14 protein-coding genes are annotated in these 14,375 nt (G+C 72.6%); 9 read left to right on the top strand and 5 right to left on the bottom strand.

Annotation, left to right across the window (positions count from 1 at the left end; translation table 11 throughout):
• Positions 1-31 precede the first annotated feature (31 nt).
• The 3 genes from IW249_RS23280 to IW249_RS23270 form a co-directional block, all read right to left on the bottom strand.
• On the bottom strand, positions 32-1,357 hold the full coding sequence (locus IW249_RS23280) for an MFS transporter (RefSeq protein WP_196922700.1): 1,326 nt from the start codon (positions 1,355-1,357) through the stop codon (positions 32-34).
• Between the two features lie 228 nt (positions 1,358-1,585).
• Complete coding sequence (locus IW249_RS23275) at positions 1,586-2,617, bottom strand: mechanosensitive ion channel family protein (protein ID WP_196922699.1); 1,032 nt, start codon at positions 2,615-2,617, stop codon at positions 1,586-1,588.
• Between the two features lie 360 nt (positions 2,618-2,977).
• Positions 2,978-3,448, bottom strand: a complete 471-nt coding sequence (locus IW249_RS23270) for a DIP1984 family protein (RefSeq protein WP_196922698.1) — start codon at positions 3,446-3,448, stop codon at positions 2,978-2,980.
• A 186-nt stretch (positions 3,449-3,634) separates the two neighbouring features.
• Between IW249_RS23270 and IW249_RS23265 the strand changes: the two genes are divergently transcribed.
• The 4 genes from IW249_RS23265 to IW249_RS23250 all read left to right on the top strand — a co-directional run bounded on the left by IW249_RS23265 (position 3,635) and on the right by IW249_RS23250 (position 7,906).
• A complete protein-coding gene (locus tag IW249_RS23265) occupies positions 3,635-4,765 on the top strand; it encodes a peptidoglycan recognition protein family protein (protein ID WP_196922697.1) in 1,131 nt (376 codons plus the stop codon).
• Positions 4,766-4,852: 87 nt separating this feature from the next.
• Positions 4,853-6,427: an FMN-binding glutamate synthase family protein gene (locus IW249_RS23260; protein WP_196922696.1), complete on the top strand. Its 1,575-nt coding sequence runs from the start codon at positions 4,853-4,855 to the stop codon at positions 6,425-6,427.
• Positions 6,428-6,800: 373 nt separating this feature from the next.
• The gene (locus IW249_RS23255) at positions 6,801-7,322 is read left to right on the top strand and encodes a GNAT family N-acetyltransferase (RefSeq protein ID WP_196922695.1); all 522 of its coding nucleotides are present in this window, start codon (positions 6,801-6,803) and stop codon (positions 7,320-7,322) included.
• 119 nt (positions 7,323-7,441) lie between these two features.
• Entirely contained in the window at positions 7,442-7,906 is a 465-nt protein-coding gene (locus IW249_RS23250) for a GNAT family N-acetyltransferase (protein WP_231393939.1), read from the top strand.
• On the opposite strand, the gene IW249_RS23245 is transcribed toward IW249_RS23250, so the two are convergent.
• Positions 7,798-8,775 (bottom strand): helix-turn-helix transcriptional regulator, encoded by a 978-nt coding sequence (locus IW249_RS23245; protein WP_196922694.1) that lies wholly within the window; start codon positions 8,773-8,775, stop codon positions 7,798-7,800. The genes IW249_RS23250 and IW249_RS23245 overlap by 109 nt on opposite strands.
• 61 nt (positions 8,776-8,836) lie before the next feature.
• Between IW249_RS23245 and IW249_RS23240 the strand changes: the two genes are divergently transcribed.
• The 3 genes from IW249_RS23240 to IW249_RS23230 all read left to right on the top strand — a co-directional run bounded on the left by IW249_RS23240 (position 8,837) and on the right by IW249_RS23230 (position 11,043).
• Complete coding sequence (locus IW249_RS23240; protein ID WP_196922693.1) at positions 8,837-9,307, top strand: VOC family protein; 471 nt, start codon at positions 8,837-8,839, stop codon at positions 9,305-9,307.
• Positions 9,308-9,364: 57 nt separating this feature from the next.
• Complete coding sequence (gene dinB, locus IW249_RS23235; RefSeq protein ID WP_196922692.1) at positions 9,365-10,552, top strand: DNA polymerase IV; 1,188 nt, start codon at positions 9,365-9,367, stop codon at positions 10,550-10,552.
• A 122-nt stretch (positions 10,553-10,674) separates the two neighbouring features.
• On the top strand, positions 10,675-11,043 hold the full coding sequence (locus IW249_RS23230; RefSeq protein WP_196922691.1) for a hypothetical protein: 369 nt from the start codon (positions 10,675-10,677) through the stop codon (positions 11,041-11,043).
• Positions 11,044-11,072: 29 nt separating this feature from the next.
• Here the strand turns inward: IW249_RS23230 and IW249_RS23225 are convergent, their stop codons facing one another.
• Entirely contained in the window at positions 11,073-12,494 is a 1,422-nt protein-coding gene (locus IW249_RS23225; RefSeq protein ID WP_196922690.1) for a nitrilase-related carbon-nitrogen hydrolase, read from the bottom strand.
• Between the two features lie 109 nt (positions 12,495-12,603).
• Between IW249_RS23225 and IW249_RS23220 the strand changes: the two genes are divergently transcribed.
• Both IW249_RS23220 and IW249_RS23215 read left to right on the top strand, forming a co-directional pair.
• Positions 12,604-13,713, top strand: coding sequence for a sensor histidine kinase (locus IW249_RS23220; RefSeq protein ID WP_307788685.1), 1,110 nt, complete (start codon positions 12,604-12,606; stop codon positions 13,711-13,713).
• Positions 13,713-14,366 (top strand): response regulator, encoded by a 654-nt coding sequence (locus tag IW249_RS23215; protein WP_196922688.1) that lies wholly within the window; start codon positions 13,713-13,715, stop codon positions 14,364-14,366. Before IW249_RS23220 ends, IW249_RS23215 begins: the two co-directional genes overlap by 1 nt.
• Positions 14,367-14,375: the final 9 nt, after the last annotated feature.

The following is a 14,375-nucleotide window of genomic DNA, read 5'->3' as shown; positions in this document are numbered from 1 at the left end:
GCGGCCGGAAAAGGCCGCCGCCAGGCCCCGGTCAGTCCGGGCCGCCGGGCACCGTCGCGACGACGCCGGTGGGCACGGCCGTCCGGCGCTCGCGGCGGGTCAGCAGCACCACCGCCACCACGACGTACGCCCCGGCGGTCAGCGCGAACGCCACCGCGTTGCCGGCCGCCGTGGCGAGCAGGCCGTAGCCGGCGTACGTCCCGATGATCAGCACGTCGGTGGCCATCCCCGCCAGGGAGGTGACGGTGGCGCGGCTGGTGCCGGTGATCCGGGCCTGGAGCCGCGCGTCGGCCAGCACGGTGGCCAACTGCGCCGCACCGAAGGCCACCGCGATCAGCACGAACCCCGCCGGGTGTCGGAGCAGGGCACCGCCGGCCAGCGCGACGCCGACCAGCCCCAACAGCGCCGCGTACCCTCGGCTGCCCAGCCGCTCCCCCGCCGGGGCGAGCAGCCCGCCGACTGTCACCCCGGCCCAGAGCAGCAGGAGCAGCAGGGGTACGGCCTGCGCGCCGACGCCGGTGTCCAGGGCCAGCAGCGGCGTGTACTCGTCCAGGGCACCCCAGTTGGCGGCGACAACGGCCACCAGCAGCACGGCGGCCCGTACCGGCGGACGGGTGCGGACCTGCGACACTCCGGCCCGCAGCGTGTCCCACCACCCCAGGTCACCATCGTCGTCAGGGCTCGCAGGCTCGTCCTGCCGGGGTGGTGCGACGCCCACCGGCCGGGCGGCCATCGCCGGCTCGGCGACCGGAACGCGTACGGCGGCGGGCGCGCGGTGTTCCGGGAAGCGGGTGGCGACGATCGTGGCGAGCAGGCAGGCGAGCACGCTGGCCGCGCCGACCACCGGGTACCCGCCGACGGCGAGCACCGGGCCGGCGAGCACTCCGGAGACCACCACGCCCAGCACACCCGCCGTCCGCGCCCGCCCGAGCACCCGGGCGTACCGGCCGACCGCGCCGAGCCGGTCCAACTCGGTCCAGACCAACGCCTCCAGCGCACCGGAGACCAGTGCGCCACCAGCGCCCCAGAGCAGGAAGCCGACCGCGAAGGCCGGGTACGACGGCAGCAGCACCCAGAGCGCGAAACCGGCGGCGGCCACCAGCGGGGCGAGGCACAGCAGTAGCCGGCGGGACAGCACGTCGGCCCAGGCGCCGGAGGGCACCTCGAACAGGATGCCGGCGGCGGACCAGATGACGAAGAGCGACGCGATCTGCCCCACCGACAGCCCGGTGTCGGCGAAGAACACCACGTACAGCGGGTAGAGCAGGACGAGGTCGCTGAGGAACGCGTACCCGTAGAGGGTCGCCGTCAGCCGGCGGACCGCCGGGTCGGGCACGCGCGAAGCGATGGGGGTCATGGGGCCTTCCCGTGGGAGTGGAGACGGACACCGGAGGTGCGGTGCCCGTGGTGGCCCACGGGATCGGCCGACGCTGCTGGATCAATGTCGCCAGGTCATAGCCGCGATGCTAGACAACCCGCACGGCTGCGGCCAGCGCTTTCAGCGCGCCGGGCGGGCGAGGCGGGACCGCCAACGCGCGGCGGGGCGGGATCAGATCGATCCCGCCCCGCCGACGTACCGCTGGTGTCAGCGCCGGTCGACCGGCGGAATGACAGTGGTGGTCTCGCTGTCGTCACTGGTGCGCTGCCCGGGCACCGCGTGGTCGGTGCCGCCCCGGACCACCTGGGTCGCGTCGGAGTCGACACCGGCGCCCACCACCTGGGTGACCTCCGAGCCGCTGACCACCTGGGTGGCGTCGGAGCTGGCCGGGAAATGGACGACCTGGGTGGCCTCCGGGTCGGTGGGCCGGGTCACCACCTGGGTGGCGTCGGCATCGGCCGGCCGGGGCACCACCTGGGTGGCCTCCGCGCCGCTGCTGGTGGTGGTCGACGCGCGCGCCAGCTCCGCCTCGGCATCGCGGCGACCGGCCCGGTACGCCTGGGCGTGCTCGGCGATCAGCTGCGACTCCTGCTCGGCGCGGGTCAGCCACGACTCCCAACGGCTCTGCATCGGACGGATCAGCCCGCCGCCGACACCGACGACGAGGATGCCACCGATAGTGGCCAGCACGGCGATCAGCACCGGAGTGGTGACCGCGGTGGCCACGCCGATCTGGTTCAGCGCGGCGATGACACCGAGGCCGAGGATGAACACCGAGGCGATGGTGGCCAGCACCCGGCCGTACGACAGACCGCCGAGCGCACCGCTGATGATGTCCTTGACCGCGTTGGCGATGGCGGCGGCGACCACGACGATGACGATCGCGACGAAAGCCCGGGGCAGCCACGCGATCACCGCGCCGAGCAGGTCGGAGATCGGGTTCGGCCCCCAGATGCCGAAGGCGAGCTGAAGGGTGAACAGCAGCACCGCGTAGTAGACGAGCTTCGCGACGATGTCGCTGGCGTCGTACCGGGAGCGGCTCAACGCGCGGCGGATGCCGCCGCGTTCGACGGCGCGGTCGAAGCCCACCCGTTCGAGGACCTTCTCCACGATCTTCAGTACGGCCTTGGCGATCAGCCATCCGGCCACCAGGATCGCCAGGAAGGCGACGGCCTTGGGCAGGAAGAGCATCACCGAGCGGAGAGCGTCGCCCACCGCGTCGCTGACGTTGTCACTCATCTGGTCATTCCTTAAAAGGGGCAGCCGGAACGGTCAGCCCCGGACCTACCCCCGACCCGACGCGCGGAAACGCCGACCAGGAAGGGCCGCCCCTCACGACCGGGTGTCGGTGAGCGAACAGCACGCGGCCGCGCGGATGTGGAGTGCCCCGAACCCGCCCTCGCCGTCGAGGATCTGTACGTGGTGATGAGGTGTGCATGTTGCGGTGTTACCTGTCCTCGGTGCTGGGCTGCATTGTTCTTGGGGAGTCGAACCCCGCGCTGCCCACCGCGCGCCAAGAAGGGTTCCGGGGTTACAGCCCGGACCTGTGTGTACACGCCTCCACGACGGCTACCTGCTCCACATCGCTGCTGGGATGGGTCAGTCCAGCAGGTCAGCCTCCCAGTTGGTGCGCTGAATCCGCACCTCGAGCTCGCGGAGCTGCCCCGCGAGCCCGTCGGCGCGTTCCCGAAGCTCGGCGACCGGCAACGCCGCGAGCATCTTCAGCTCGGAGCGGAGCTGCCGGGCCAGGTGACCACGGCCGCTACCGGCGGCGGCGTCGGCGGCCGCCGTGATGGCGGCGTGCCGCAGTCGCAGGACGTCCCGCCGGGCCAACGCGTCGGTGAGCGTGCCGAGGTCGTCGACCGGCACCGCGGCGTTGGTCCGGTTGATGCGCCGGATCAGCGTCTCCAGGTTGTCGAGGACCTGGTCCAGCTCGGTCAGGAGCACCGTGGCGTCCTCCGGAGGCAGTTCGCCCTCCTGGTACCGGGCGCTGCCATTGATCCGGGTCCGCAGCTGCTCGACCCGTCGTGCCGCCTCGGCGCGTTCGGTCAGCGCCTCACCAAGTTTCATCTTCCACCCCCGAGTCAGCGGCCAGGTTAGCGGGACATTGATCTTTTGGTCGATCGCTTTTCCAGCTGCCCGTCGGGGGTGGACGCCCTCTAGCGCGCGGGCGAGTCTTGGCAATATTCTCCGAAGTACGTGCGGCCACTGGAGCTACTTTTCATCCCCCCGCCGTCGGCCGCAGGAGGAGATGCAATGCACGTCGACCATTCCGAAGTGGATCGCCGGACGCTGCTGCGGGCCGGTCTCGGCGCCGCCACTGTCGCCGTCGTCGGAAGCGAACTCGCCTTCCCGAACGCGGCGCAGGCCGCGCCGGGCACCGACCTGGACTGGATCATCAGCTGTGACGAGTGGGCCGCCCGCCCACCGAAGGACCCGCTGTCGGTGAGCGCCATCGCCACCAACAAGATCATCGTGCACCACATGGCGTTCCCGAACGTCACCGACTACTCCCGGGAGCAGGCGGTCAAGCTGGCCCACGACTGCCAGGACCTGCACATGGACGGCAACGGCTGGTCGGACACCGGCCAGCACTTCACTGTGAGCCGCGGCGGTTACGTGCTGGAGGGCCGCCGGGGCAGCCTGGAGCGCCTGGAAGCCGGCGACCGGCAGATGATCTCGGCGCACTGTCCGGGTGAGAACGGCCGGGCCATCGGCATCGAGAACGAGGGCACCTACGTCACCGAGACACCACCACAGGCGCTGACCGACTCCCTGGTCAAGCTCTGCGTCGCGATCTGCCGGCAGTACGGGCTGCACGCGCACGACATCTTCGGCCACTGGGACTTCCGCACCACCGAGTGCCCGGGCGCGGCCTTCTACCGGCAGTTCCCCGACCTGCGGCGGCGGGTGCACGCCGCCCTTGGCACCAAGCTCGGTGACGTGCCGGCGCGCCGCTGGCCGGACCTGTGGCGTTTCGTCAACTCCCCGTCGGTCCGGGTGGTGCAGCACCTGCTCGCCTACCGGGGTTACCCGGTGACCGTCAGCGGCACGTTCGACGCCGCTACCGTCGCGGCGGTGCAGGACTGGCAGGCCCGCAACGGCATCGCTGTGGATGTGGACGCCACACTCACCACGCCGACCTGGGAGACCCTCGCTCCGGAGCTGGACCAGCACGCCGCCGGAGCGCCGGTCACGGCCGTGCAGGAAATCCTCGCCACCAAGGGGTACGCGGTCACCGTCACCGGGGCGTACGACCACGCCACCCGGAGGGCGGTGCAGGACCTTCAGGCGCTGCACGGGCTGCCGCGCAACGGCAAGCTCAGCACGAGCACGTGGTGCACGATCGTCGGCGGATCGGTCCGGGAGTCGTTCCGACACCGCTGAGCGAGTGGTGGCGGTGCGGGGCGCACCCGTACCGCCACCAGCCAGCTCACCGGTTTGATCCGCCGCCTCGGCGGAAAGAGTGCCGGCATGAGATGGGCCCGTCGAGCCGTACCCGCCGTCGCCGCCGCCGTCGCGGCCCTCGCCGCGCGGGACCTGATCCAGCGCGACCACGCGCTGCGGCGCAACTTCCCGGTCCTCGGGCGCGCCCGCTACCTGTTGGAGACGATCGGGCCGGAGTTACGGCAGTACATCGTGGCCGGCAACAACGAGGAGCGGCCGTTTACCCGCGACCAGCGCCGCTGGGTGTACGCGTCGGCCAAGCAGGAGAACAACTACTTCGGTTTCGGCACTGACAACGACATCGAGTACACCCCCGGGTACCCGATCATCAAGCACCGCACGTTCGGTCGCGCCGTGCCGCCGTCCTCACCGACCGCCGGGCACGACGTGCGGTTGCCCTGCGCCAAGGTGCTCGGCGCGGCACGGGGTCGCGCCCGGGCGTTCCGACCGGAGTCGGTCGTCAACATCTCCGGGATGAGCTTCGGCTCGCTCTCCGGCAACGCCATCACGGCGCTCAACAAGGGCGCGGCGCTCGCCGGCTGCCTGCAGAACACCGGCGAGGGCGGCCTGTCGCCGTACCACCGCAACGGCGGTGAGCTGGTCTTCCAACTCGGCACCGCGTACTTCGGCTGCCGTGACGAACACGGCCGGTTCAGCCTCGACCGGCTGAAGGACCTGGTCTCCGGCGCGCCGGTGCGGGCGCTGGAGATCAAGCTGAGCCAGGGCGCCAAGCCGAGCCTCGGTGGGCTGCTGCCCGGGGCGAAGGTGTCCGCCGAGATCGCCGCCACCCGGGGCATCCCGGCTGGTCAGGACTGCGTCAGCCCGTCCCGGCACGCCGAGTTCTCCGACTGCGACAGTCTGCTCGACTGGGTGGAGTTGCTGGCCGCCGAGACAGGACTGCCGGTCGGCATCAAGTCGGCGGTCGGTGACCTGGGCTTCTGGCAGGAACTGGCCACCCTGATGCGGGACACCGGCCGGGGTGTGGACTTCGTGACGGTCGACGGCGGCGAGGGCGGCACCGGCGCCGCACCACTGATCTTCACCGACTCCGTGTCGCTCCCGTTCCAGCAGGGCTTCTCCCGGGTGTACAAGATCTTCGCCGAGCACGACCTGCACGAGCAGGTGGTCTTCGTCGGCGGCGGCAAGCTCGGACTGCCGGACAACGCCATAGTGGCGTTCGCGCTCGGCTGCGACCTGGTCAACGTCGGTCGCGAGGCTATGCTGGCGATCGGCTGCATCCAGGCGCAGAAGTGCCACACCGACACCTGCCCCACCGGCGTCGCCACCCAGAACGCGTGGCTCGCCCGGGGCCTGGACCCGACGTTGAAGTCGGTCCGGGCGGCCAACTACCTGCGGACGCTGCGCCGGGACCTGACCAAAGTTGCCGAGGCCTGCGGCGTCGAACACCCCGGCCTGATCGGCACCGAGGCCGTGGAGATCCTGGACGGCCGCACCGGCTCCACCCCACTGCACGAGGTGTACGGCTACCGGCCCGAATGGGGGCTGCCCTCGCCCACCGACCAGGCGGAGATCATCCGGTTGATGGTCCCCGAGGCACCCCAGGGCGGCAGCGCCCCACCCTCCGCGACCGCCGTCGGCTGAGATCACGCCCGGCCAGCCGGCACGGGCCGCACGCGCGGACCAGAGAGGCCCCAGGCCCGGGGGCGGCCCGCAGGCCCTGGCTGGGCCACGGCCACTCGGATCGCGGATCGCGGATCGCTTGATGACTGGGCGGCATCTTGATGACTCACAGACATCAGCCGTTTCCCCGTCATGTCCGCGAAGTGCCGCCGCCGGCCACCACGACCGCCAGCCACCACGACTGTCAGGTACGACGACCGCCAGGCACAGCAGCCACCAGGCACAACCATCGCCGTTGCACGTCGGTCGGCCGGGCGGCCGACGCGACCGCCGGCACATCGGTGCCTGCGATAAACGCGTGGAGCCGGCGACTCACCGCGAATATGGTGGCGCGGTGCTGATCAGACGCGAGACACCCGCCGACGTCGACGCCATCCGGGCGGTGCACTCCGCCGCCTTCGCCAAGGCCGACGGCGACGCCGTGCCGGTCGAGGCGACGCTCGTCGACGCGCTGCGCGCCGACGAGGGCTGGCTGCCCGCGTACTCCCTGGTGGCGACCGATTCGGACGGTCGGGTGGTCGGGCACGTGGTGGCCACCCGCGGCCTGGTGGGCGGTGCGCCCGTCGCGCTGGGCCTGGGGCCGCTGGGCGTGCTGCCCGACTGGCAGCGGCGTGGGGTCGGCAGCGCGTTGATGCACGCGGTGCTCGGCGCGGCCGACGCGCGGGACGAACCGCTCGTGGTGCTGCTCGGGCACCCCGACTACTACCCGCGCTTCGGGTTCCGGCCCGCCGTCGAGCTGGGCGTGACTCCGCCACAGCCGTGGGGGCCGCAGTACTTCATGGGTCGACCGTCGCACGCGTGGCGTGAGTCGGTCCGGGGCGAGTTCCGCTACGCCGGCCCGTTCGACGACCTGTGAACCGACCCGCTGTCCGCCGGCGGCGCGCCACCGATCTGGACGGCTGCGTCGCAGCGCTCGCCGAGGTTCACCGGGTCGACCGGTACCCGCTGAACTGACCCGCCGACCCGCACCGTTGGCTGCGCGAACCGCACCCGGCGCGGGCCTGGGTCGCCGTCGACGCCGACGCGGCCGTCGTCGGGCATGTCGCTGTGCATCGGATCCCCGATCAGGTGGACGGGCGGCCGACTGCCGAGGTGGCTCGTCTCTTCGTGGCGCCGAAAGCCCGGGGGTTGGCGTTGGGCAGCGCGCTGCTGGACCGGGCCCGCCGGTGGGCGGAGAAACGTGGCACGGACCTGGTGCTGGAGTTGGCCGCTGGTGGCACCGCGGCCGCTGCGCTGTACGAGCGCGCGGGCTGGCGGTGCCTCGGCACCAGCACGGCGCCCTGGGCCGCTCCCGACGGTAGCCCGGTGTCGCTGCGCCACTACACGCTGCGTCACCGCGCGCCGGGCTCCGACGTCGCACCGGCCAGCACCGCGAGGCGACGGGCGAGCCGACCCGCGGCCTCGCGCAGCTCGGGAGGCTCCAGCACCTCCATCTCGTGATCCAGGCGGCCAAGGTGCGCGGCGAGCCACTCCAGGTCGTCGCCGCCGACGACCAGCACGGACCACCCGTCGCTGTCGTCCTCGACCCGCCCCACCTGGGGCGGAACCACCTCGCGCACCCGCTCGGCCGGGGCACGCACCCGCACCCGGGCGAGGTACCGGTACGGCGCCCCGGTCACGGCCCGCTGCACGAAGGCGACCGGATCCGGGTGCTCGCGTGCCGGGAAGCGCCAGGTCGTCGCCATCGCCGCCCGCATCCGGTCCAGTCGGAACGTCCGCCAGTCGTCGCGGTCGACGTCCCAGGCCATCAGATACCAGCGGCGGCCCGTCGTGACCATCCGGATCGGCTCGACCGTCCGTTCCTGCTCCACAGCGCCCCGGTCGGGGTAGTGGAATCGAACGCGTACCCCGTCCCGACAGGACCGGGCCAGTGTCACCAGCAGTTCCGCGTCGATCTCGGCGACCGGGCCGATGAGCGTGTCGGTGGAGCCGTGCACCGCCCGTACCTCGGCGCGGAGCCGCGACGGCATCACCTGGTCGAGCTTCGCGAGTGCCCGCAGCGCCGCCTCGCTCGCCCCGGCGACAGTGCCCCCGGAGGCGAGCCGCAGCGACACCGCCGTGGCGATCGCCTCCTCGTCGTCCAGGAGCAACGGCGGCAGCCGGGTGCCCGCACCGAGTTGATAGCCGCCGCCGACGCCCGACACCGCGTGCACGGGATAGCCGAGCGTCCGCAGGCGCTGCACGTCGCGGCGCACGCAACGGTCGGTGACCCCCAGTTCGGCGGCGAGTTCGGCGGCCGTCCAGGACAGTCGTCGTTGCAGCAGCGCCAGCAGGCGCAGCACCCGCTCGGTCGTCGCCTCGACGGTCACCCGTCGATCGTTGCACGGATAGCGGAACGACCCTGTCCGCTATCCGGGGGAGGCTGGGATCATGACCGACCAGATCAGGAAGCAGGGACCCACAGTGACCCGCGACGTCCAGATCACGTTCGACTGCGCAGACCCGGCCCGGTTGGCCACGTTCTGGGCCGAGGCGCTCGGCTACCAGCTGCAGGCCCCGCCCGGAGACTTCGAGTCCTGGGACCAGGCGTTGGAGGCGATGGGTGTGCCGCCGGAGAACCGCAACGACGCGTCGGCGGTGGTCGACCCCGAGGGCACGCGACCGCGGCTGTTCTTCCAGCGGGTGCCGGAGCACAAGCAGGTGAAGAACCGCGTCCACCTCGACGTCCGTGCGGCCCCCGGGTTGGAGGGTGACGAGCGGATGGCGGCCCTGGAGGCGGAGGCCGAACGGCTCGTCTCGCACGGCGCCGAACGGCTCAGTCGACACGAGCCCGCTCCCCCGTTGGGCGCCGGTCATCTCATCATGGCCGACCCTGAGGGCAACGAGTTCTGCCTCGACTGATCGGGCGTTCGCCCAGCTCACTGCCGCGTCGGCCGGGCGTCATGCGAACATGTGTACGTGTCGCCCGGCGCCAGCATCCTGCACGCCGACCTGGACGCGTTCTACGCGTCGGTCGAGCAGCGCGACGACCCGCGCCTACGCGGGCGGCCGGTAATCGTCGGCGGCGGCGTGGTGCTCGCGGCCAGCTACGAGGCGAAGGCGCACGGCGTCCGCAGCGCGATGGGCGGCCAGCAGGCGCGTCGGCTCTGCCCGGACGCGATCGTCGTTCCGCCACGGATGTCGGCGTACACGGCGGCGAGTCGCGCGGTCTTCGAGATCTTCCGGCAGACCACACCGCTGGTCGAGGGGCTCTCCATCGACGAGGCGTTCCTCGACGTGGGTGGCCTGCGGCGGCTGGTCGGGCCACCGGCCGAGATCGCCGAACGACTGCGCCGGGAGGTCAGCGACCGGGTCCACCTGCCGATCACGGTGGGGGTGGCCCGCACGAAGTTCCTGGCCAAGGTGGCCAGCGGAGTGGCGAAACCGGACGGCCTGCTGGTGGTCGCACCGGACGCCGAGCTGGCGTTCCTGCACCCACTGCCTGTGGAACGGCTCTGGGGCGTCGGCCCGGTCACGGCCGCCAAGCTGCGCGAACGCCGGATCCGTACCGTCGGGGAGGTGGCCCGCCTCGGTGAGGCGGCGCTGGTGTCGCTGCTCGGTGCGGGCGCCGGCCGGCACCTGCACGCGCTGGCACACAATCGCGACCCCCGGGCGGTGCAGGTGGGGCGGCGGCGCGGTTCGATGGGCGCGCAGCACGCGCTGAGTCGTACCCCGCACGCCTCGACGGAGCTGGACGCCATCCTCGCCGGCCTTGTCGACCGGGTCAGCCGGCGGATGCGGACGGCCGGGCGGTCCGGCCGCACTGTGGTGTTGCGGCTGCGCTTCGGCGACTACACCCGGGCGACCCGATCGCACACGGTGGGTAAGGCGACGGCGGACACCACGCCACTGCTCGCCGCCGCGCGTGCATTGCTGCACGCCGCGCTGCCCGAGATCGATCGCCGTGGTGTCACACTGATCGGTGTCTCGGTGGGCAACCTCGACGACAACCCGGTCCAGCCGGAGCTGCCGTTCCAGCCGGACGTCGGGTCCGATCTGGACGCTGCTGTCGACGCGGTCCGCGACCGGTTCGGATCAGCGGCGCTCACCCGGGCGGTGTTGCTCGGCCGGGAGCCGGGCGTGGAGATGCCGCTCCTGCCGGACTGACCGATTCGCGTGCGGCGTCCGCGGTCGAGCTGCGACCAGAGACACATCACAGCAGGTCGGCGGTTTAGCCGGCGGCTGACGGGTGACCCTTGGGGGGTACAGCCTGACGAGGGGGGCCCACGATGTCCGACGACACCAGCAACCGACCTAGCCGCACCGCCGAGCGCCCGCACGACGTGACCGACCCGCTGCTGTGGCAGTTGGCTGTCGACGTGCTGAGCGCACACGAGCCGGACGACGAGGGCCACTGCCGCAACCTCCAGTGCGCCGGGCAGTCCTGGCCGTGCGCGGCCCGCACTGGCGCCGAGCACTCGCTGCGACTGGCCCGCAGCACACCCGGCTCCGTCGAGCTGACCGTCGACGGCACCGACAGCGAGGACGTCGACACGGACGGGCGCCGCGACGCCGCGGTACCGGCCCCCCGCTGGGGCTGGAACGCCGGCCCGGCGGCGACGCACCGAGGGCCGAAGGCGTCCGCCTCCGCGGCGTGACGGGCCACCGACACCTGAACTGATCCGCGCTACACGGACGAACGCTCGGCCGGTTGTCCGGCCGAGCGTTCAGCTGTCGTGGCGGAGCCAGGCCACCGGCCGCCACGTGCCCCACCCACGGCCAGGACCAACAGGGCCACTGACAACAGCGGAAACCAGTCTCCGGTACGCGAATAGACAGTGCCCCAGCCCGACGTCGGGGCGGCGAGCAGCAGCTCCGCGTCACCGGCGGTGGCCTCGCCCACCATCCTGCCGCCGGGGTCGGTGACCGTCAGCCGGCCGAACGCCGCGGCCCGGACCACGACGAGCCCGTTCTCCACACCCCGGACCACTGCCATCCGACCGTGCAGCCAGCCATCGGAGGTGAAGTCCAGGGCGGGGACGAGCAGCACCGAGGCGCCCTGCGCCCGATACCGCCGGACCAGGTCGGGATGGTCGAGGTCCTTGCAGATCGCGACGCCGAACCGCCCGTCCACGAGCACCTCGCCGTCACCCGGCGTCAGCCAGTCCTCCAGGCCCGGGATGAGATGCTGCTTCTCGTACGTCGTGACGGTCCCACCCGGTTCGAGCACCAGCGCGACGTTGCTCGCCCCGCCGGCCCGTTGCCGCACCGCACCGACGACGACCTGAGCCTCGGTCTGCCGGAGCGCGGCCACGAGCACGGGCATCGTCGTGTCCGACACGGCGAACACCTTCTCCGGCAGGACGACGATCCGTGCCCCACGGGCGACCAGGCCCTCGACCCGCGCGGCGTAACGGGCGAGCAGGTCACGGCCTTGCGGCTCGTCGACCGGAAGTCCGTCCTCGGGCTGGCGCAGGGCCACCAGGCCGACGGTGAGCCGCGCGGCCGGGTCGGGGGAACGGCCCAGCGACCAGGCCGACCACCCGCCGGCGCCGAGCAGGAGGACGAGCAGGCAGGTGAGGGCGGGGCGTGGGCTTGCGCGCAGGGCGGCGAGGGCGATCGGGACGGCGAGCAGCAGGTAGGTGACGCCCCAGACTCCGGTGAGCGCGGTCAGCTGGATGACCGGACGGACGTCGGCCTGGGTGTAGGCGAGGCTCCACCAGGCGCCGTGCGGCAGCAGGCGGGACGCCGCGTACTCCCCCAGCACCCAGAGCGATGGCACGGCGAGGACGGCGAGGGCGGTTCGTCCGCGTAGCAGCAGTACCCGGGCGAGCAGGACCGTGCCGGTCGCCAGCCCGAGGCCGAGCAGGACCACGCCGGCGACCGCGGGGACCGGTAGTCGCAGGGTGCCGAGGTAGTAGCCGACCACGCCGCCCTGACCGATCGACCAGGCGAGGGCGGTCGCGCAGAGCGCGGTCCGCGGGCGTACCCGCGTCGAGGCGAGGATCAGCGGGAGCGGGGCGAGCCAGGTCAGCGCGGGGATCGGGTGCAGCCCGGTGCCACCGAGCCAAAGCAGGCCACTGAGGAGCGTGGCGAGGATCGTCATCATGGGTCGAGCGTGCGGCGCGGGCGGCCGGGGCGGATCACCGTGCGGGCCGGGATCGATCTGGTCCCGTGGAGGGAGGCGTCGGCGCGCCGGCTCGGACGATACTGCCGACGTGAAGCAGTACGTCAATCTCGCCGTCACAGTGGCCGCCGTCGCCGCGACAGTGCTGCCCGCCCTGGTCGGTGGGCCACGTGCCTGGTGGGTGCTGCCGCTCGCGGTCGCGTCGTCGGTGCCGGTGCTGTGGCGGGACCGGGCGCTGATCCGGGTCGCCCTCGTCGTGGGCGTCGCCACGACCGTGTCCGCCTCGCTCGGCGCTCCCCCACTGCTGCCGGTCGGACCGCTGGTCTGCCTCTACACGTTCGCGGCGCGGGCCTCCCTGCCGATCCGCCTGCTCGGCGTCGCGCTCACCGCCGCCGGCCTGCTGGTCTCGCTGCTCTACCCCCGCCCGGACGTGGAGGTGCTGCGTTACCTGTCGGTCGCCTACCTCTTCGCGTATTTGCTGGGCACCAGCACCCGGGCCCGCCGGACCCAGGCCGCGGCCCTCGCCGAACGCGATCGTCGCATCGCCGGTGAACGGACGGCGGCGGTGCTGCGCGAACGCACCCGGATCGCCCGCGACCTGCATGACATCCTCACCCACGCGGTCGGCGTCATGATCGTCCAGGCGGAGGCGGGTCCGCTGCTGGTCCGCCAGCAGCCGGATCGCGCTGATGCCACGTTCGCCACGATCGCCGCCACCGGCAGGGACGCGGTCGTTCAGCTCCGCCGCGCGGTCGGCAGCCTGTACGAACCCGCCGACCAGCCACTTGACCAGCCGGGTCTGGGCCACCTTCCCGTCCTCGTCGAGCGGGTCCGTGCCGCCGGCCTCGATGCCGTGCTCAGCGTCTCGCCGTCCGGAGGTGCCGTCGAGCCGCCGCCCCCGGACGTCGGGGTGGCCGCCTACCGGATCGTGCAGGAGTCCTTGACCAACGTGGTGCGGCATGCCAGGGCCCGATCGGTTCGGGTCCGACTGGACCACACGGCGAACTCGCTGACCGTGTCGGTCACCGATGACGGCTGCGGCTACCGCGGGTCCGACGCGGGCCTGCCCGGGTACGGGATCGTCGGCATGCGCGAGCGCGCCCACGCCTGCGGCGGCACCCTGCGCGCTGGCCCGGCCTCCGGCGGTCACGGCTTCACGGTGACCGCTTCCCTGCCGCTGTCGGCACCGGCGGTGGTCTGATGCTGCGGGTCGTGCTCGCCGATGACCAGGATCTGTTCCGGGCGGGGTTCGCCACCATCCTCGGCGCCGAGCCGGACATCGAGGTGGTCGCCGACGTCCCGGACGGCGCGGCGGCCGTGCGGGCTGCCCGCGAACACCGTCCCGACGTCGTCCTGATGGACATGCGAATGCCCGTCCTCGACGGTGTCGCCGCGACCCGCCAGGTCTGCGCGCTCACGTCGAGCCGGGTCCTCGCTCTGACCATGTTCGACACCGACGACCACCTGTACGCGGCCCTGCGGGCCGGGGCCAGCGGCTTCCTGCTCAAGGACGCTCCCCGAGCCGACCTGGTGAACGCGGTCCGTGTGGTCGCCGCCGGGGACGCGCTGCTTGCCCCCGCCGTCACCGCCCGGGTCATCGGCGAACTGCACCGGCGCGGCCATCCGGACCCCGCCCGGGCCGCCGCGGTGACCGGCCTGACGCCCCGGGAGACGGACGTGCTGCGCCTGATCGCGGCCGGTCTGTCCAACGCCGAGATCGCCGCCCACCACCACCTCAGCGAGCACACGGTGAAGACCCATGTCGGCAACCTGCTCACCAAACTGCACCTGCGCGACCGCGCCCAGGCGGTGATGATCGCCTACGAGTCGGGTCTGGTGATCCCCGGCCGCTGACGGGACCGG

This window comes from Micromonospora vinacea (genome assembly GCF_015751785.1).
GTDB lineage: Bacteria > Actinomycetota > Actinomycetes > Mycobacteriales > Micromonosporaceae > Micromonospora > Micromonospora vinacea.
The sequence above is the reverse complement of the archived record's forward strand: the minus strand, read 5'-3'. Positions and strand labels throughout refer to the sequence as shown.